The following is a 17,707-nucleotide window of genomic DNA, read 5'->3' as shown; positions in this document are numbered from 1 at the left end:
CGACCGCTAACCATCCTTTGTTATGGGCTGGTGTCGGTAGGGGAGACTCGGTCGAATATGGGTCGGGCAATACCAGTGGCATGATGCCGAACGCTGGAAGGCAAATGTATGAGCAGGATCGGATCGGTTGCCGCTTGGGCGTTTTTCTCGCTTTGTGTGATGGCGGTCATCACGCTGCCGGTGAACCTCCAGACGCAGCTCATCGTCAGCGTTCTCATCGTTACCTTCATGGCCGTGCTCAAGCTTGCCAATGCCGGCGGCCGCTGGCGGCTGATCGCGCTCGCCTTCGGTACGGCGATCGTGCTGCGTTATGTCTATTGGCGCACGACAAGCACGCTGCCGCCGCTCAACCAGCTTGAAAACTTCATCCCGGGCTTCCTGCTCTACCTTGCTGAAATGTACAGCGTGATGATGTTGTCGCTCAGCCTGTTCGTAGTGGCGATGCCGTTGCCGCCGCGAAAGGCGAGTTCGATCTCTCCCGGCAAGTTTCCGAAGGTCGACGTCTTCGTGCCGTCCTACAACGAGGACGCAGGCCTGCTCGCCAATACGCTTGCCGCCGCCAAGGCGATGGATTATCCGGCCGACAAGCTGACCGTGTGGCTGCTCGACGACGGCGGCACCCTGCAGAAGCGCAACTCGGCAAACCTTGTCGAAGCGCAGCGCGCATCCGCCCGCAATGCCGAACTGCAGGCGCTTTGCGACGATCTCGGCGTGCGCTACCTCACGCGCGAGCGCAACGAGCACGCCAAGGCCGGCAACCTCAACAACGGCATGCTGCACTCCGACGGCGAGTTGATTGCGGTCTTCGATGCCGACCACGCGCCGGCGCGCGACTTCCTTTTAGAGACCGTCGGCTATTTCGAGCAGGACCCGAAGCTGTTCCTGGTGCAGACGCCGCACTTCTTCCTCAACCCGGATCCGCTTGAGCGCAACCTGCGCACTTTCGAGAAAATGCCGAGCGAGAACGAGATGTTCTACGGCATCATCCAGCGCGGTCTCGACAAGTGGAATGCCGCCTTCTTCTGCGGCTCGGCCGCCGTTCTTCGCCGCAAGGCGCTGGAGGATACCGAGGGCTTCAGCGGCATGAGCATCACCGAGGATTGCGAAACGGCATTGGCGCTGCACGGACGCGGCTGGAACAGCATCTATGTCGACCGCCCGCTGATCGCCGGCCTGCAACCGGCGACCTTCGCCAGCTTCATCGGCCAGCGCAGCCGCTGGGCGCAAGGGATGATGCAGATCCTCATATTCCGCTTTCCGCTGTTCAAGGGCGGACTGTCGATCCCGCAACGGCTTTGCTACATGTCGTCGACGCTGTTCTGGCTGTTTCCGATCCCGCGGACGATTTTCCTTTTTGCGCCGCTCTTCTATCTGTTCTTCGACCTTGAGATCTTCACGGCGTCTGGCGGCGAGTTCCTCGCCTATACGCTGGCCTACATGGTCGTGAACCTGATGATGCAGAACTATCTCTACGGCTCGTTCCGCTGGCCCTGGATCTCTGAACTCTACGAGTTCGCCCAGACGGTGCATCTGCTGCCGGCGGTCATCTCGGTGCTGCTGCGGCCGAGCCGGCCGACCTTCAAGGTGACGGCAAAGGATGAATCGATCCTGGAAAGCCGGCTCTCCGAGATTGCCCGGCCGTTCTTCGTCATCTTCGCGGTGCTTTTCGTCGCCCTGCTCATGACGGTCTACCGGGTCTACACCGAGCCGTACAAGGCAGACGTGACGCTCGTCGTCGGCGGCTGGAACCTCTTGAACCTGATCATGGCCGGCTGCGTGCTCGGCGTCGTGTCGGAGCGCGGCGAGCGGGCAGCCTCCCGGCGCGTCAAGGTCAGCCGCCGCTGCGAATTCGGGGTCGCCGACAAATGGTATCCGGCAACGATCGAGGATGTCTCGGCGCACGGCGCGCGCGTCCAGGTCTACGGCATCGACGCATCGACGCTGCCGACCGACACCGAGGGCGGGATCCGCTTCGAGCCCTACAGCGGCAGCGGCGTGGCCGAGACGCTGCCTGTCGCGATCCGCAACAAGGAGGTTGCCGGCGATATCACCATCATGGGCTGCCGCTACCTGCCGCAGGTCGCCCGCCATCACAGCCTGGTCGCCGACCTGATCTTTGCCAATTCGCGGCAATGGAGCGAGTTTCAAAGCGCCCGGCGCGGTAATCCGGGACTGGTGCGCGGAACGTTCTGGTTCCTCTGGCTGGCGCTCTATCAGACGAGCCGCGGCATGATCTACTTCCTTCGCAGCCTGCGTGGCTCCGAGGCGCAGAAGGAGGGCGCTTGATGCTCAGGCGCCTCGTTCTCCCAGCCCTCTTGCTTGCGAGCCTTGCAACCGGCGTGTCGGCGCAGCCGTCGCCTTTCGACATGTCCGGCGAGCGCCCTGCGGATGCTCCGATCCTGCAGCCGCCGGCAGACACCGGAAGCAACGCCGGGCCGGCAGAACCCATCGTCACGCTCAAGCCGCCGGACGACTTCAAGCGCTTCATCATCCCGTTCAGCGCACTGTCGCTGACCGGAGAGGTCGATGAACGCACCTGGTCCGTCTATCTGACGCCGGCGCAGGCGCAATCTGCCGCCTCGCTTAATTTCGCCTATCAGAACGCGATCGTCGTTGCGCCGGAAGCGTCGACGCTTTCGATCTTCGTCAATGGCGAACTGGCCGGCGAGAAGCCGATCGGCTCGGCGGAGGCCGCCACGCCGCTGAGCTACGACCTGAAGCCCGGGTTGCTGCGCGCCGGATCCAACGATATTCGCGTCAAGGTTCGCCAACGCCACCGCACGGACTGCACGGTCGAATCGACCTATGAACTGTGGACTGAGATCGCACCGGAATCGGCCTTCATCCGGTTTTCCTCCGGCGACAGCGCGACGCTTTCCAGTCTCGACGACGTACGCGCAGTCGGGCTCGATGCGCGCGGCCGGACGCAGTTCAACCTGGTCGTTCCCGGCCTCCAGCAGCCGAGCCGAACGGCGGCTCTGATGCGGCTTGCGCAAGGCATGGCGTTGCGCGGCCAGATGCCCGCCCAGGAATTCGCCCTCAGCGAGACCATGCCTGAACTCGCGAAACCCGGGCAGATGACTGCGCTCGTCGGCACCGCGGAGGAAGTGGCGCCGTTCCTCGAGCGACTGCCGGAAGGTGCGTCGAGCGGCCCTGTCGCCATGTACGTGCGCGACGGCAAGACGAAGTCGTCGGTGCTGGTGATCAGCGGTCCAGACTGGTCCGCCGTTCAGGAGGCGATCGAGGGGATCACGCAGCCGATGGACCGCCCGAGCAACGTGCCGCGCGACGTCATCGCCACCGGGCGTTGGCAGTTGCCGGAGACGCCGCTGGTCGTGACGAATGCGCGCCTGCGCTTCTCCGAACTCGGGGTGGAAACCAGCGAATTTACCGGCCGGCGCTTTCGTACGCGTTTCTCCGTAGCCGTGCCGTCGGATTTCTATGCCGACGCCTATGGCGACGCGACGCTTTTGCTCGACGCTGCCTATACGGATGCCGTGCTTCCAGGCAGCCACATCGACATCTATATCAACGGCAACATCGCATCGACGATCCCTTTGAACTCGGCCACAGGCGACATCCTGCGCCACCTGCCGATCAAAGTAACGATGCGCCATTTCAAGCCCGGTCCGAACCTGATCGAGATCGAGGCGGTGCTCTCCGCCGAGCCGGACAAGGCCTGCGCGCCGGGAACGCCGGCCTCTAACGATCCCCGCTTCGCGCTCTTCGATACGTCCGAACTGCGAATGCCGGACTTCGCGCGCATCGGTCGCCGGCCGAATATCTCTGCGATTTCCGGTGCCGCCGCCCCCTATCGCAGTGATAGCGCCGCCGTTCCCCTTTTCCTCGACCGTGCAGACGAGGACACGCTGTCGGCGGCCGCGACCTTCCTTGCCCGCCTGGCGGTTGCCGGCGGCAGGCCGATGCTGGTGGAGGTGATCACATCGCCGCTTGCAGCCGGCAGCCGCAACGCGATCTTCATCGGCGCCATGCCGCAGTTGCCGAAGACGGTGCTGACACAGGTCGGTATCGACCCCGCCAGGCAGATGTCCTGGGGCAATGCGGAGGACACCGGCCGTCCTGACGACACCCAGAAGGCCATCGACGAGTGGCGCACGCGCCTGAGCGGCGGCGCCTGGCGCAACCAGGTCACGGGGTTTCAGACATGGGTGAAGCAGGAGTTCGACATTTCGCTGAGCTCGCTGCGTATCCTGCCCGAAGCGCAAGCCGCCTATATTCCGCCGGAAAGTGCCGGGCTGGTGATTGCGCAAGGCGCCAATCCGAGCGACGACGCGACCTGGACGCTGCTGACGGCGCCAACCGGAAAGCGTCTGCGTGAGGGCACGGCGGCGATCGCCGACGTCACGCGCTGGCAACAGCTTGCCGGGCGGGTATCGGCCTATGAGCCGGCGACGGACAAGATCGAGGCGACGCCGGTCGCCGGATTCGATTTCGTCCAGACGCAGCCGCCGTCGCTCACCAACTATCGCCTGATCTTTGCCAACTGGCTGTCCAGCAACATCATGGTCTATGCCCTGCTGCTGATCGTGCTGTCGGTGCTTCTGGGGCTGGCAACATCCTCGATGCTGACCCGCCTGGGGCGGCGCCAATGAAGTGGCGGACCGCGCTTCTCGCCGGATTGCTTGCGCTCCTTTTGCCGATGGCGGCCGGGGCCGACGAACAGGCGGGCTCGGTGAAGGCTGGGGAATGGGACCAGTACAAGGCGCGGTTCCTCGATGCCGGTGGCCGGATCATCGACGACGCCAATGGCAATGTCAGCCATAGCGAGGGACAGGGTTATGGCCTGCTTCTCGCCGTGCTGGCCGACAACCCGGCCGACTTCGCGCTGATCTGGTCGTTCACGCGCCGTGAGCTGCTGCTGCGCGACGATGGGCTGGCGGCGTGGAAGTGGAGTGCCACCGAAACGCCGCACATTATCGACATCAACAATGCCACCGACGGCGACATCCTGATCGCCTATGCGCTGGTGCTCGCCGGTGAACGCTGGAAGCGGCAGGATTACCTGCAGGCCGCCTCGCGGATCGCCAAGGCCATCCTCGACAACACCCTGCTCGATCATGGCGGGCGAACGCTGCTGTTGCCCGGCGTTACGGGCTTCGGCACGACCGATCGCCCGGATGGCCCGGTGGTCAATCCGTCCTACTGGATCTTCGAGGCTTTTCCCGCACTTGATCGGGTAGCGCCGTCGCCGCGCTGGAAGGCGCTCTCGGATGACGGCCTGGCCTTGCTCAATGCCCTGCAATCAGGCCCGAGAAAACTGCCGGCCGACTGGGTCAGCCTGCGTGCGATGCCGAAGCCAGCCCAGGGCTTTCCCGCCGAGTTCGGCTACAACGCTTTGCGGATCCCGCTCTACCTCGCCCGGGCGGACATGGGTGGCCGCGATCTGATGGCGCGGCTGCGGGCGGGAATGGCCGGCGACAACGACGCATTGGTCCTCAGCGACGCCTCTACGGGGGCCGTTCAAACCAGCCTCACGGACCCCGGTTATCGATTTGTTAACCATATTCTGGCCTGTGTCTTGGACAGGGTTCCGATACCCGACAGCGTCAAGGTGTTCAGCCCGACGCAATATTACCCTTCCACGCTGCACCTGTTGGGGCTGTCTTACGTGAGGGAGAAGCGTCCGGAGTGTCTATGAAGTCCTCAATCGTTGCCATTGCCGCTGTGATGACTACGGCGATCGGGGTTGCCGGACTGACCGATGGCGGCTTCTTGCGCCAGGACAACAAGAAACTCGGCAGCTTGACTGGCGAGAGCCAGGAGGCGCCGGCCGTCGGCGGCAGCGCCGGCCAGGGCGCGCGCGGCGCGCCGCCGCAATTCACCGAGGTGGCCCAGGCCGACAGGCCGTCGGAGGAAGCACAAAGCACAAGCAAGCCGCAGTCGGTGGTCGACGAATCGGCGCTTCGCTACTTTGCCGCCAAGGGCGATACCGCACGGCTGCAGGCGGAAATCTCGCGCCTGCGCTCGCTTTATCCCGACTGGGTCCCGCCCGCCGATCCGCTGGCTGTGCCGCGCAACAACGACGTCGCGCTCGAAACCATGTGGCGGCTCTACTCTGAAGGCCGCTACGCCGAAGTGCGCAAGGCGATCGCCGAGCGTCAGGCGAAGGAAGCCGCCTGGCAGCCGCCATCGGACCTGCTCGAGCGCCTCAACGTCGCCGAGGCTCGCGCCCGGCTGGTGAACGCCTCCGAGCTCAAGCAGTATGAAACCGTGATTTCGATTGCTGCGAGCACGCCGAGCCTTCTGACCTGCTCGGAAGTGGATGTGCTCTGGCATGTGGCGCAGGCCTTTGCCGAGACCAAGCGGCCGGACCGGGCCCGCGATGCCTATCTCTATGTGCTGAAGAGCTGCGACAACGCGCCGGAACGGCTCGCCACCGTGCAGAAGGCTGCCGCTGTGCTGTCCTACGCGACGCTGCAGGATCTGCTCGCGCTCGAGCGCACCACGCCGGAGGGCGTGCCGGAGTTCGAAAGCATCCGTGATGATCTCGCCCGGCGCTTCGTTGCCGAAGGTGACGGAGACAAAGCGCTTGCGGTTGATCCCAAGTACGTCCAGCGCGTCGAAAAACTGGCCGAGACCGGTGGCACGGCAAGCGACGCTCTGCTGCTCGGCTGGTATCAGCTGCGCCGCGACAACATGAGCGCCGCCGAGCAATGGTTCCGCCGTGCCCATGACAAGGAAGACAGCGCCTCCGCCGCGCAGGGGCTGGCGCTGACGCTGATCGCGCGCAAGGCACCGCTCGAGGCCGAGGCCGTACTCTACCCGTGGCGCGATAGCTCGCCCGATGCCCTTGCGACCTATTTCGCGGCGACTGCCAATCTGCTGGCAATCGATCCGCCGGTCGCCCTCGATGCCGCCGTGCTGGCGCGGATCGCTCAGGAAACGACCAAGGCCCGCGAACCGGCCACGGCCCAGCAGTTCGGCTGGTATGCGCGCGCCCTCAACCAGCCGGCAACCGCCGCACAATGGTTTGCAACGGCGCTGCGCTGGAAGCCGGACGACGAGCCGTCGGCCTATGGCCTCGCGCTCAGCCGTGACCAGCTGAACGACAAGGATGGCGTCGTCGAAGTCCAGCGTTTGTGGTCGGGCCGTTCCGAACGCATCGCCCGGCTTGGCGAAGTCAAGGAGAAGCTCGACGAAGTCAGCCGCGCGCCGCTTCCGACGGCCGAGGTGCAACGGACGCAACCGCAGCCGACGGCCCGTACCACCGTCGTCACAGAGGTGGTCGAGCAACCTGCCGCTCAGAGGCCGCGCACGGGCGGCGTCGTGCAGAAATCGGTGCGCAGCGGGGCCGGCTGCCGAACCACCATCAATCCCGCCGGCATGGCGCCGCAGGCGGCGCTCGCGCGCGGCTGGTGCCTGATGGACCTCAACCGGCCGCTGGAGGCCGCCGAAGCATTCGAGGTGGCCTTGCAGGCGCCTGCGTCGCAGATGCGCGAAGACGCGGCCTATGGCCAGAGCCTGGCCTACCTGCGCGCCGGCCTCACCAACAAGGCGGCGGTGTCGGCGACCAAGTCGACGCAGAGCCGGGGGCGGGTCGACGAGCTGCAGACGGCGATCCTCGCAGACCGTGCCATTGCCGCCTTCAATGCCAATCGCTACCGCGAGGCCATCCTTTTTCTCGATCAGCTCGGGCAGATCTCGACCCGCCGCCAGGACCTGATGGTGCTGCGCGGCTACGCCTACATGAACCTCAAGTACCACGCGGAAGCGCGACGCATCTTCGAGGCGCTTGCCGCCACCGGCAATAGAGACGCGATGCAGGGCCTTGCGGCCGTCGAGGCCAGCCAGGAAATCTGGCCGAACAAGAACTGATCGTCGATCCCGCGATGTCACGGCGACACCTGTTGCCGTACCAGGAGTGGAACGCTTGCCGCCGGACTCGGCGCGAGGGCCCGCCAACTCGTTCGCGCACAGGATGCAATCGGCAGGCGGTTCCGGATTTGCATATCGTGCTTGGCTTTGCCCCTCTTTGGAAGGAAATTAGCGAAACGCGGTGCTATCGTCCGGCCATGTCGCGGCGTTGATCTCATTGCATTCGCTGCGATCCGCGTAGAGGATGGAGCGTTATCGTCCGGCCGCTGTGGGAGGAGACCGCACTGGCCGGCACGATGGGAGGATAGACATGTTTCAGGGCGGATTGAGCTTCGCGCTTGGCGAGGACATCGACGCGTTGCGCGAGAGTGTGCGGCGCTTCGCAACGGACCGTATCGCGCCTTTGGCAGACGAGACCGATCGCAGCAACGCATTTCCGATGCCGCTCTGGCGCGAGATGGGCGAGCTTGGTTTGCTCGGGATTACCGCCGGCGAGGAGCATGGCGGGGCCGCTATGGGCTATCTCGCCCATTGCGTGGCGATGGAGGAGATCAGCCGCGCATCGGCCTCGATCGGCCTTAGCTACGGCGCCCATTCCAATCTCTGCGTCAACCAGATCAACCGCAACGGCAACGACGACCAGAAGGCGCGTTACCTGCCGAAGCTGATTTCCGGCGAGAATGTCGGTGCGCTGGCGATGTCGGAGCCCGGCGCCGGTTCCGACGTCGTTTCGATGACGCTCAGAGCCGACAAGCGCGGCGACCGTTATGTGCTCAACGGCAACAAGATGTGGATCACCAACGGTCCGGACGCCGACGTGCTCGTCGTCTATGCCAAGACCGATCCGACCGCCGGCCCGCGCGGCATCACCGCCTTCCTCGTCGAGAAGGGCTATGCCGGCTTTTCGACCGGCCAGAAGCTCGACAAGCTCGGCATGCGCGGCTCCAACACCTGCGAGCTGATCTTCAAGGACTGCGAAGTGCCGGAAGAAAACGTGCTCGGCACCATCGGCGGTGGCGTGCGCGTGCTGATGTCGGGGCTCGACTATGAGCGTGTCGTGCTTTCGGCCGGGCCGCTCGGCATCATGGCCGCTTGCCTCGATGTGGTCGTCCCCTATCTGCATGAGCGCAAGCAGTTCGGCCAGGCGATCGGCGAGTTCCAGCTGATGCAGGGCAAGCTCGCCGACATGTATGTGACGGCGAATGCGGCGCGCGCCTATGTCTATGCCGTGGCGGCGGCCTGCGATCGCGGCGAGACCACGCGCAAGGATGCGGCCGGTTGCATCCTCTATGCGGCTGAGAAGGCGACGGCGCTGGCGCTCGAGGCGATCCAGGCGCTCGGCGGCAACGGCTACACCAACGACTACCCGGCGGGTCGCCTGCTGCGCGACGCCAAGCTTTACGAGATCGGCGCCGGCACCAGCGAGATCCGCCGCATGTTGATCGGGCGGGAGCTGTTTACCGAGACGCGGTAGCCGCCGGCAACTGAAACGGCCGAACTCGATCGAAAGAGGACTTGATGACCGTTCTGAAATCTCACATTTCTCCGTCCTCCGATACGTTCAAGGCAAACCAGGCGGCCATGGCGGAGGCGATCGCGACTGTCGAAGACGCGGTGAAGGTGGCGGCCGCCGGCGGCGGTGATACCGCGCGCGAACGCCATGTCAGCCGCGGCAAACTCTTGCCGCGCGACCGGGTGGCCAACCTCATCGATCCGGCAACACCCTTCCTCGAAGTCGGCATGACGGCGGCGCACGGCATGTACAACGGCGATGCGCCGGCGGCCGGGCTGATCACCGGCATCGGCCGGGTGTCTGGCCGTGAGTGCATGATCGTTTGCAACGACCCGACGGTCAAAGGCGGCACCTACTATCCGCTGACGGTCAAGAAGCACCTGCGCGCGCAGGAGATCGCCGCGGAAAACAATCTGCCCTGCATCTATCTGGTCGATTCCGGCGGCGCCAACCTGCCGAACCAGGACGAGGTTTTTCCGGACCGCGATCACTTCGGTCGGATCTTCTATAACCAGGCCAATATGTCGGCCGCCGGCATCCCGCAGATCGCCGTGGTGATGGGTTCCTGCACCGCGGGTGGCGCCTATGTGCCGGCCATGTCCGACGAGACGATCATCGTCGAAGGCCAGGGCACGATCTTTCTCGCCGGCCCCCCGCTCGTGCGCGCCGCGACCGGCGAGGTCGTCTCGGCGGAGGATCTCGGCGGCGCCGATGTGCACACGCGGCTCTCCGGCGTGGCCGACCATCTGGCGCGCGATGACGCTCATGCACTGGCGCTCGCCCGCCGGGCCGTTTCGGCACTCAATCGGCTGAAGCCGTTGACGGTCGAGCTGGTGACGCCTGAGCCGCCGCTCTACGACCCGCACGAGATCGCCGGCATCGTGCCCTCGGATCTGCGCACGCCCTACGACATCCGCGAGGTCATCGCCCGCACCGTGGACGGTTCCCGTTTCGACGAATTCAAGGCGCGCTACGGCACCACGCTCGTCTGCGGCTTTGCCCATGTGCACGGCATCCCGGTCGGCATCATCGCCAACAACGGCGTGCTGTTTTCGGAATCCGCCCTGAAGGGCGCGCATTTCGTCGAGCTCTGCGCCCAGCGCAAGATCCCGCTCGTCTTCCTGCAGAACATCACCGGCTTCATGGTCGGGCGGAAATATGAGACGGAAGGCATCGCCAAGCACGGCGCCAAACTGGTGACGGCGGTGGCGACGGCACGTGTGCCGAAGGTGACGATGCTGGTCGGCGGTTCCTTCGGCGCTGGCAACTACGGCATGTGCGGTCGGGCGTTTTCGCCGCGGTTCCTGTGGACCTGGCCGAACAGCCGCATCTCCGTCATGGGTGGTGAGCAGGCGGCCGGCGTCCTGACGACCGTGCGCAGCGAGGCCCTGAAGCGGGCGGGAACGCCCTGGAGCGAGGAGGAGGAGGCGCGTTTCCGCCAGCCCATCCTTGATCTCTTCGAACGCCAGAGCCATCCGCTCTATGCCTCGGCCAGACTTTGGGACGACGGCGTCGTCGATCCGCGCAAGACGCGCGACGTGCTCGGCCTGTCGCTGTCGGCGGCGCTCAATGCGCCGATCGAAGACACGCGCTTCGGCCTCTTCAGGATGTAGGGACACCGCCATGAAACGCGAAAACATCAATGCCCCGAACGCACCGCAGCCGCGTGGAGGCTACTCGCAGGCCGTTCGCCTGGAGAACTTCGAGCGTCTGCTCTTCGTCAGCGGGCAGGTGCCGCTGACGCCTGAAGACGCGCTGCCGGAGGGTTTCGAGGCGCAGGCGCGCCAGGTCTGGGCCAACATCGACGCGCAATTGACCGCGGCGGGCATGACCAAGGCCGATATCGTCAAGGTGACGGTGCTGCTTGCCGATCGGCAACACGCCATGGCCAACCGCGCGGCCCGCGCCGAATATCTCGGTGCGCTAGCACCCGCCATGACGGTCGCGATCGCCGGCATCTTCGATGCCGGATGGTTGCTCGAAATCGATGTGATCGCAGCGCAATAGGGCCAGGAGATGCCGATGTTTTCCAAACTCCTGATTGCCAATCGCGGTGAGATCGCCTGCCGGGTGATCCGCACAGCCAAGCGCCTCGGCATCCGCACGGTCGCCGTCTACTCCGATGCCGATGTCGGCGCGCTGCATGTGGCGCTGGCCGACGAGGCGATCCGCATCGGCCCGGCGCCGGCGCTCGACAGTTACCTTGTGGCCGAACGCATCATCGCGGCGGCGCACTCCGTCGGCGCAGACGCCATTCATCCCGGCTACGGCTTCCTGTCGGAGAATGCCGACTTTGCCGAAGCCGTCGAGGCGGCCGGCATCACCTTCGTCGGACCGTCGGCGTCGGCCATTCGCGCCATGGGGCTGAAGGATGCCGCCAAGGCGCTGATGGAGCAATCCGGCGTGCCGGTGGTTCCGGGCTATCACGGCGAGACACAGGAGCCGGACTTCCTTGCCGGGGAAGCGGTGAACATCGGCTATCCCGTGCTGATCAAGGCGCGCGCCGGCGGCGGCGGCAAGGGCATGCGGCGGGTCGACAGCGCCGCCGACTTTCCGGCTGCGCTGGAGGCGGCGCGCCGCGAGGCGGAAGCGGCCTTCGGCGACGGCGCGGTCCTGATCGAGAAATATCTGACGAAGCCGCGGCATATCGAGGTGCAGGTCTTCGGTGACCGGCACGGCAACATCCTGCATCTTTACGAGCGCGACTGCTCGCTGCAACGACGCCACCAGAAGGTGATCGAGGAAGCGCCGGCGCCGGGCATGACCGCGGAAGTGCGGCGCGCCATGGGCGAAGCCGCCGTTCGCGCGGCGCAGGCGATCGGCTATGTCGGCGCGGGCACTGTCGAGTTCATCGCCGACGTGACCGACGGGCTCTGGCCGGATCAGTTCTATTTCATGGAAATGAACACCCGGCTGCAGGTCGAGCATCCGGTCACCGAGGCGATCACCGGCATCGATCTCGTCGAGTGGCAGCTGCGGGCTGCAGCCGGTGAAGCGCTGCCGAAACGCCAGAGCGAGATCTCCATCGACGGCTGGGCCTTCGAGGCCCGCATCTACGCGGAAGACCCGTCGCGCGGCTTCCTGCCGGCGACCGGGCAACTCACGACCTTGAGCTTTCCGGAGGAGGGCGTCCGTGTCGATGCCGGTGTCCGGCAGGGAGACAGGATCACGCCGTTCTATGACCCGCTGATTGCAAAGCTGATCGTGCACGGGTCCAACCGGTCGACGGCGCTGGCCAGGCTTGAGATTGCGCTCAGGGCCTGCCGCATCGGCGGCACGGTTACCAATCTCGATTTTCTGGCCCGCCTTGCGGCCGAACCGGATTTTCGCGCCGGGCACCCCGATACCGGCCTGATCGATCGTTCGATCGATCGGCTATCGGCGTCGCCGGTGCCGAACGATGCGGCCCTCGCGCTTGCGGCCATCATTTCGACCGGAGCCTTGCAGCCGGACGGATCGGCCGATCCCTGGTCTTCGCTCGGCCATTGGCAGATTTGGGGTGACGCAAACCGCAACATCGCGATCGAACACCTGGGCGGACGGACGACCGTGGCGCTGGCGGCTCGTGGCCGGGATCAGTTTGCGGTCCACACCGGGACGGCGGCGCTGCCGGTCGTTATCCTCAATCGCTCTGCCGATGGCGCCCGGGCGGAAATCGCCGGCGCGCAGCAGGAGTTCCGTTTCCTGCGCGAAGGCGAGCAGATCACGCTGTTCCTGAATGGTGAGACCTACGGACTTCGCTTGCCGGACGCGCTTGGTGCCGGTCACTCAAGCGAGGTCGCCGACGACGCGGTCTCGGCGCCGATGCCCGGCATCGTCAAGCTCATCCGGGTCCGCCCCGGTGATGCCGTCGAGAAGGGCCAGGCGCTTGCCGTCATGGAAGCGATGAAGATGGAACTCACCTTGTCGGCCTCGCGCGCCGGCGTGGTCGAGAGCGTGCAGGTCAGCGAAGGCGAGCAGGTGACAGCCGGCGCCGTGCTGGTGATGCTCCAGCCGGAGAGCGCGGAATGAGCGGAGCGGCGCCTGGGCATGTGACGATCGTCGAGATGGCGCCGCGCGACGGGCTGCAGAATGAAAGCGGGCTCGTCCCAACGACTGAGAAGATACGTCTCGTCGATATGCTCTCGGATTGCGGCTACGAGCGGATCGAGGTGACGAGCTTCGTCAGCCCGAAATGGGTGCCGCAGATGGCCGACGCCGCCGAAGTGATGGCCGGCATCCGGAGGCGGCCCGGGACGCGCTACGCGGTGCTGACGCCCAACATGCGCGGTCTTGAAGCCGCGCTCGAAGCCGGCGCCGACGAGGTGGCGATCTTCGCCTCGGCTTCCGAAACCTTCTCGCAAAAGAACATCAATTGTTCGATCGCCGAAAGCATCGAGCGGTTCCTACCGGTTGCCGAACTGTGCCGGGAAAAAGGAATTCTGCTGCGCGGCTATGTGAGTTGCGTTGTCGAATGCCCTTATGAGGGTGCGATCGCCGCAGCGAGCCCTGCCCGCGTCGCCGGCCTGCTCGATGATCTCGGCTGCTACGAGATCAGTCTCGGCGACACGATCGGCCGCGGCACGCCAGAGGCGGTGGACGCGATGCTGGCCGCGGTGCTGGAGCGCATTCCGGCCAACAGGCTCGCCGGGCATTTCCACGACACCTCCGGCCGCGCGCTCGACAACATTGCCGCTTCGCTCGACCGCGGCATCAGGGTCTTCGACGCTTCGGCCGGCGGTCTCGGTGGCTGCCCCTATGCGCCGGGTGCTGCCGGCAATGTCGACACGCTCGCCGTCAACGCCTTCGTAATGGCCAAGGGTTTTTCGACGGGGCTCGACCTAGCGAAGCTCGAACAGGCCGCCGCTTTCGCGCGGACCTTAAGGACGGGATCATGACCTTCGAAACGATCCGGATCGAAACCGATGCACGCGGTGTCGCGCGGCTGACCTTGGCACTGCCGCAGAAGCACAACGCGCTTTCGGCGCGGATGATGGGCGAACTGACCGAGGCGGCAGAGCAGCTTTCGGCCGACCGTTCTGTCCGCGTCGTTATCCTTGAGGGCGAGGGCCGCAGCTTCTGCGCCGGCGGCGACCTCGGCTGGATGCGCGAGCAGTTCGATGCAGACAGGGCGACTCGCATTGCTGAGGCGACGCGATTGGCGATGATGTTCAAGGGGCTGAACGAGATCTCGAAGCCCATGATCGGCCGCCTGCATGGCAATGCCTTTGGCGGCGGCGTTGGCCTCATGAGCATCTGTGACGCGGCGGTTGCCTCGACCGACGCCAAGTTCGGCCTGACCGAAACACGTCTCGGCCTGATCCCGGCGACCATCAGCCCCTATGTCGTCGCCCGCATCGGCGAGGGTAAGGCGCGGCCGCTGTTCATGTCCGCCCGTCTGTTTGGTGCGGAGGAGGCGCGCGCCTTGGGGCTCGCCACCACCGTTGTCGCCGCCGACGCGCTGGATGCGGCGATCGAAACGGAGATCGAGCCCTATCTGGCGGTCGCGCCGGAGGCCACCGGCCGGGCCAAGCGACTGGCTCGCTCGCTTGGGGCTCCAATCACCGAAGAGACCATTGCCGCGACCATCGAACAGCTTGCCGATTGCTGGGAATCCGATGAGGCGCGTGAGGGTGTCGGCGCGTTCTTCGACAAGCGCGAGCCCGCCTGGCGGCGATAGGCGTCCTTGATTTGGGCATGTTTTGATCTTACTTTGATAACACGATGATCAAAACAAGTGCGGATCCTGTCATGGCTGCTGTCGGTCTCAACATCTCCACCGCCCACTACGGCGAGAGCCATTCGTCTTTCCTGTCCGCTCGGCTGGTTGCCGATCGCCTTGGCGTGACGCTTGCCGAACTCGCGAAGCTGATCGGTGTCGCGCGCAACACGCTGACGGCGAAGTCCAGTGCCCGAAAGGTCGATGCGGCGTTGAGCAGCGTCGTCCGTATCCTTGCCATGGCCGGCGAAATGGCGGGCGACGACAGCCGCGCCGTCATCTGGTTCAAGCACCAGCCGATCCCCGGCTGGGCCGGCAAGACCGCCTATGATCTCGTCGGCGAGGGCAAGGCCGACAAGGTGCTCGCCTATCTCGAAGCCGTGCGTTCCGGTGTCTACGCCTGATGGCGGTTGGTGCGCCGGTGCGCCTCTGGCGCGCCTATGTGCCGCGCTGGGCGCATGCGCCGCTCTCGGGCGAAGGGGCAGGGCGGTACGGTGGGAGGTGGAATCCCGTGGGAACGCCGACGATCTATGCCGCCCGCGAGCTCTCGACCGCCTGGGCCGAATACAATCAGGGTTTCGTCCAACACCCGGCGCTGATCGCCCAGCTTGAACTCCGCTTTGCCCGTCTTGCCGATCTGACGGCGCCGGAGATCCTTTCCGACCTTGGTCTCACCGAAGAAATCCACCGATGCGAATGGCGCGATGCGCTCGATCGTGGTCTGGTGCCGGAGACGCACCGCCTGCAACTGGCGTTGAGCGACCGAGGCTTCGATGGCCTGATCTATCCGTCCTTCATGTCGCCCGGCGGCACCTGCGTCGCGCTGTGGCACTGGAACGCGGGCGAGGGTTCCGAACTGAAGGTTATCGATCCCGAAGGGCGCCTGCCGAAAACGCCGGCGTCCTGGCTCTGAATTTGAGCCGTTTGCGTGGCGATGAGGCTGCCTCAGATCACCTTGCCCGGATTGAGGATGCCGTTCGGGTCGAGCGCCCGTTTGATCCGGTGCATGAGTTCGAGTTCGGCCGGGCTGCGCGAATGGTCGAGGAAATCCCGCTTCAGCGTGCCGATGCCATGTTCGGCCGAGATCGAGCCTTTGTAGCGCCGCACGATTTCGTAGACGATGCCGTCGACGATATGCGGCGTGTCCGCGTCGCTGTCAGGCTCCGAAAAGGCGATATGCAGGTTGCTGTCGGCGACGTGGCCGAAGAAGGAGACATGGGCGGCCGGGAACCGTTGAAATAGAGCCGCTCCACATTCCGTGGCGAAGCGGCCGATATCGCCGATCGGCAGGCTGACGTCGAGGTTGACGAGCGCCGGCAGCTGGCTGTCCATCGCGTGGCCTTCGCGCACGCTCCAGAACGAACGGCTTTCTTTCTCCGACTGGGCGATCAGCGCATCGGCAATGATCCCATCTTCAAGCGCCTCACCGAGAAAGGCCTCGAAGCCGTCACGCTCGCTGGCATCACCGAGCAGATCCTGCTCGACGATCACCGCGAAGGGCGGGATTTCGTCAAAGAACTTCAGCTTCTCCGCCTCGGCGTTGAAGCGGAAGTAGTTTTCCCACATCGCCTCGAAGGCCGAGAGGCCGGGCAGGCGGCGTTGGCAGCGCGTGAGGAAGGCGACCACGTCGTCGTAGCTTTCGAGAGCGCAGAGCGCCGTCAGCCGGCCGGCGGGCAAGGGCCGCAGGCGCAGGACCGCGCGGGTGATCACGCCGAGCGTTCCTTCGGAGCCGATGAAGAATTGCCGGAGGTCGTAGCCGGTGTTGTTCTTGATCATCTTGTTGAGCGACGAGATGATCGTGCCGTCGGCGAGCACCGCTTCGAGACCGAGCACGTTGTCGCGCGTCACGCCGTAGCGAAGCACCCGGATGCCGCCGGCATTGGTGGCGAGGTTGCCGCCGATCTGGCAGGAACCGCGGGCGCCGAGATCGATTGGCAGCAGGAAACCGGCGTCTTCGGCGGCGCGTTGCGCCACTTCGAGCGGCGTTCCGGCCCGCACGGTCATGGTGCCTGCCTGTGGGTCGATTTCTTCGATGCCGGTGTAACGCTCGAGCGAGATCACCACCGCGTCGTTGCCGGCATTGGCGCCGCCGGCAAGTCCGGTGAGGCCGCCCTGGACGACGACCGTTTGGCCGTTCTCGTTGCAGAGCCGGAGGGCCGTGGCGATCTCGCCACTGCTTGTCGGGCGGATCACGGCTCTGGGCAGCTCCCGGCCGGTCAGGCTGGCGTCGCTCCGGTGGCGTTCGCCGATTTGCGTGCCGGTGAGCACGATGTCGCCGAGGGCTTGTTTCAGGTCGTCGACGATCGTCATGCGCTTCTCCTGGTTCCGCAGCCATTGTCGGCAGCGGGCGTCCCTGCTTAGCGCTTCGCGAAGCAAACCGATATCCGCACGGCGACTCTCAGCCCGTCGTTGTCGGCGCGCTTGCACGCTAGGCATGACGAGACGGGCGAAACTGGGCTAGGAGCGCGACCGGTCAGCTGCCGGTGCGTGCCAGTTCAAACGGTTCGGCGGTCTCCACTTCGGCCGGCGGCTCCGGCGTTGGGGCCGCATTCGCCTGCTCCTCCCTGAAGATCTTCCACTTTGTCGGTCGGAAGGCGATGCGGCTGTGGTCGCCGGCAGCGGCGCGTTCGGGCGAGAGTTCGATCTCGACATGCGGATGG

13 protein-coding genes and 1 pseudogene are annotated in these 17,707 nt (G+C 65.4%); 12 read left to right on the top strand and 2 right to left on the bottom strand.

Translation table 11 applies throughout. The features are described from left to right. The first annotated feature begins 108 nt into the window (after nucleotides 1-108). From bcsA to ASD63_RS09450, 12 genes are all read left to right on the top strand, one after another. Nucleotides 109-2,286 (top strand): UDP-forming cellulose synthase catalytic subunit, encoded by a 2,178-nt coding sequence (gene bcsA / locus ASD63_RS09505; protein WP_034789955.1) that lies wholly within the window; start codon nucleotides 109-111, stop codon nucleotides 2,284-2,286. Then, on the top strand, nucleotides 2,286-4,613 hold the full coding sequence (locus tag ASD63_RS09500) for a cellulose biosynthesis cyclic di-GMP-binding regulatory protein BcsB (RefSeq protein ID WP_060529112.1): 2,328 nt from the start codon (nucleotides 2,286-2,288) through the stop codon (nucleotides 4,611-4,613). Before bcsA ends, ASD63_RS09500 begins: the two co-directional genes overlap by 1 nt. 47 nt (nucleotides 4,614-4,660) lie before the next feature. Beyond that, nucleotides 4,661-5,659: a glycosyl hydrolase family 8 gene (locus ASD63_RS09495; RefSeq protein ID WP_244497224.1), complete on the top strand. Its 999-nt coding sequence runs from the start codon at nucleotides 4,661-4,663 to the stop codon at nucleotides 5,657-5,659. Next, entirely contained in the window at nucleotides 5,656-7,836 is a 2,181-nt protein-coding gene (locus tag ASD63_RS09490) for a cellulose synthase (protein ID WP_060529110.1), read from the top strand. The genes ASD63_RS09495 and ASD63_RS09490 overlap by 4 nt, the downstream gene beginning before the upstream one ends. A gap of 310 nt (nucleotides 7,837-8,146) precedes the next feature. Continuing rightward, nucleotides 8,147-9,310 carry an isovaleryl-CoA dehydrogenase gene (locus ASD63_RS09485; RefSeq protein ID WP_060529109.1) on the top strand — a complete coding sequence of 388 codons (1,164 nt, stop codon included), beginning with the start codon at nucleotides 8,147-8,149 and terminating at the stop codon, nucleotides 9,308-9,310. Between the two features lie 44 nt (nucleotides 9,311-9,354). Continuing rightward, complete coding sequence (locus ASD63_RS09480) at nucleotides 9,355-10,962, top strand: carboxyl transferase domain-containing protein (RefSeq protein WP_060529108.1); 1,608 nt, start codon at nucleotides 9,355-9,357, stop codon at nucleotides 10,960-10,962. A gap of 10 nt (nucleotides 10,963-10,972) precedes the next feature. Then, a complete protein-coding gene (locus tag ASD63_RS09475; RefSeq protein WP_060529107.1) occupies nucleotides 10,973-11,356 on the top strand; it encodes a RidA family protein in 384 nt (127 codons plus the stop codon). A 15-nt stretch (nucleotides 11,357-11,371) separates the two neighbouring features. Then, the gene (locus ASD63_RS09470) at nucleotides 11,372-13,360 is read left to right on the top strand and encodes an acetyl/propionyl/methylcrotonyl-CoA carboxylase subunit alpha (protein WP_060529106.1); all 1,989 of its coding nucleotides are present in this window, start codon (nucleotides 11,372-11,374) and stop codon (nucleotides 13,358-13,360) included. Beyond that, complete coding sequence (locus ASD63_RS09465) at nucleotides 13,357-14,226, top strand: hydroxymethylglutaryl-CoA lyase (RefSeq protein ID WP_060529105.1); 870 nt, start codon at nucleotides 13,357-13,359, stop codon at nucleotides 14,224-14,226. The genes ASD63_RS09470 and ASD63_RS09465 overlap by 4 nt, the downstream gene beginning before the upstream one ends. Further along, nucleotides 14,223-15,008: a crotonase/enoyl-CoA hydratase family protein gene (locus ASD63_RS09460; protein ID WP_060529104.1), complete on the top strand. Its 786-nt coding sequence runs from the start codon at nucleotides 14,223-14,225 to the stop codon at nucleotides 15,006-15,008. Before ASD63_RS09465 ends, ASD63_RS09460 begins: the two co-directional genes overlap by 4 nt. Nucleotides 15,009-15,079: 71 nt before the next feature. Further along, nucleotides 15,080-15,451, top strand: coding sequence for an antitoxin Xre/MbcA/ParS toxin-binding domain-containing protein (locus ASD63_RS09455; protein ID WP_060529162.1), 372 nt, complete (start codon nucleotides 15,080-15,082; stop codon nucleotides 15,449-15,451). Then, complete coding sequence (locus ASD63_RS09450; protein WP_060529103.1) at nucleotides 15,451-15,960, top strand: RES domain-containing protein; 510 nt, start codon at nucleotides 15,451-15,453, stop codon at nucleotides 15,958-15,960. Before ASD63_RS09455 ends, ASD63_RS09450 begins: the two co-directional genes overlap by 1 nt. A 32-nt stretch (nucleotides 15,961-15,992) precedes the next feature. On the opposite strand, the gene ASD63_RS09445 is transcribed toward ASD63_RS09450, so the two are convergent. Then, the gene (locus tag ASD63_RS09445; protein ID WP_060529102.1) at nucleotides 15,993-17,357 is read right to left on the bottom strand and encodes an FAD-binding oxidoreductase; all 1,365 of its coding nucleotides are present in this window, start codon (nucleotides 17,355-17,357) and stop codon (nucleotides 15,993-15,995) included. 163 nt (nucleotides 17,358-17,520) lie between these two features. Then, nucleotides 17,521-17,707 (bottom strand): annotated as a pseudogene (locus ASD63_RS09440) (sulfate ABC transporter ATP-binding protein); the annotation flags it as partial.

Origin of the sequence: Ensifer sp. Root558 (assembly GCF_001427045.1) — a bacterium.
Classification (GTDB): Bacteria; Pseudomonadota; Alphaproteobacteria; order Rhizobiales; family Rhizobiaceae; genus Ensifer; species Ensifer adhaerens.
This window is presented reverse-complemented; position numbering and strand designations above follow the sequence as displayed.

What these genes read in the sequence shown, in the direction of transcription:
- bcsA (WP_034789955.1), top strand. Translation starts at nt 109, where the DNA reads ATGAGCAGGATCGGATCGGTTGCCGCTTGGGCGTTTTTCTCGCTTTGT.
- ASD63_RS09500 (WP_060529112.1), top strand. Translation starts at nt 2,286, where the DNA reads ATGCTCAGGCGCCTCGTTCTCCCAGCCCTCTTGCTTGCGAGCCTTGCA.
- ASD63_RS09495 (WP_244497224.1), top strand. Translation starts at nt 4,661, where the DNA reads ATGGCGGCCGGGGCCGACGAACAGGCGGGCTCGGTGAAGGCTGGGGAA.
- ASD63_RS09490 (WP_060529110.1), top strand. Translation starts at nt 5,656, where the DNA reads ATGAAGTCCTCAATCGTTGCCATTGCCGCTGTGATGACTACGGCGATC.
- ASD63_RS09485 (WP_060529109.1), top strand. Translation starts at nt 8,147, where the DNA reads ATGTTTCAGGGCGGATTGAGCTTCGCGCTTGGCGAGGACATCGACGCG.
- ASD63_RS09480 (WP_060529108.1), top strand. Translation starts at nt 9,355, where the DNA reads ATGACCGTTCTGAAATCTCACATTTCTCCGTCCTCCGATACGTTCAAG.
- ASD63_RS09475 (WP_060529107.1), top strand. Translation starts at nt 10,973, where the DNA reads ATGAAACGCGAAAACATCAATGCCCCGAACGCACCGCAGCCGCGTGGA.
- ASD63_RS09470 (WP_060529106.1), top strand. Translation starts at nt 11,372, where the DNA reads ATGTTTTCCAAACTCCTGATTGCCAATCGCGGTGAGATCGCCTGCCGG.
- ASD63_RS09465 (WP_060529105.1), top strand. Translation starts at nt 13,357, where the DNA reads ATGAGCGGAGCGGCGCCTGGGCATGTGACGATCGTCGAGATGGCGCCG.
- ASD63_RS09460 (WP_060529104.1), top strand. Translation starts at nt 14,223, where the DNA reads ATGACCTTCGAAACGATCCGGATCGAAACCGATGCACGCGGTGTCGCG.
- ASD63_RS09455 (WP_060529162.1), top strand. Translation starts at nt 15,080, where the DNA reads ATGGCTGCTGTCGGTCTCAACATCTCCACCGCCCACTACGGCGAGAGC.
- ASD63_RS09450 (WP_060529103.1), top strand. Translation starts at nt 15,451, where the DNA reads ATGGCGGTTGGTGCGCCGGTGCGCCTCTGGCGCGCCTATGTGCCGCGC.
- ASD63_RS09445 (WP_060529102.1), bottom strand. Translation starts at nt 17,357, where the DNA reads ATGACGATCGTCGACGACCTGAAACAAGCCCTCGGCGACATCGTGCTC.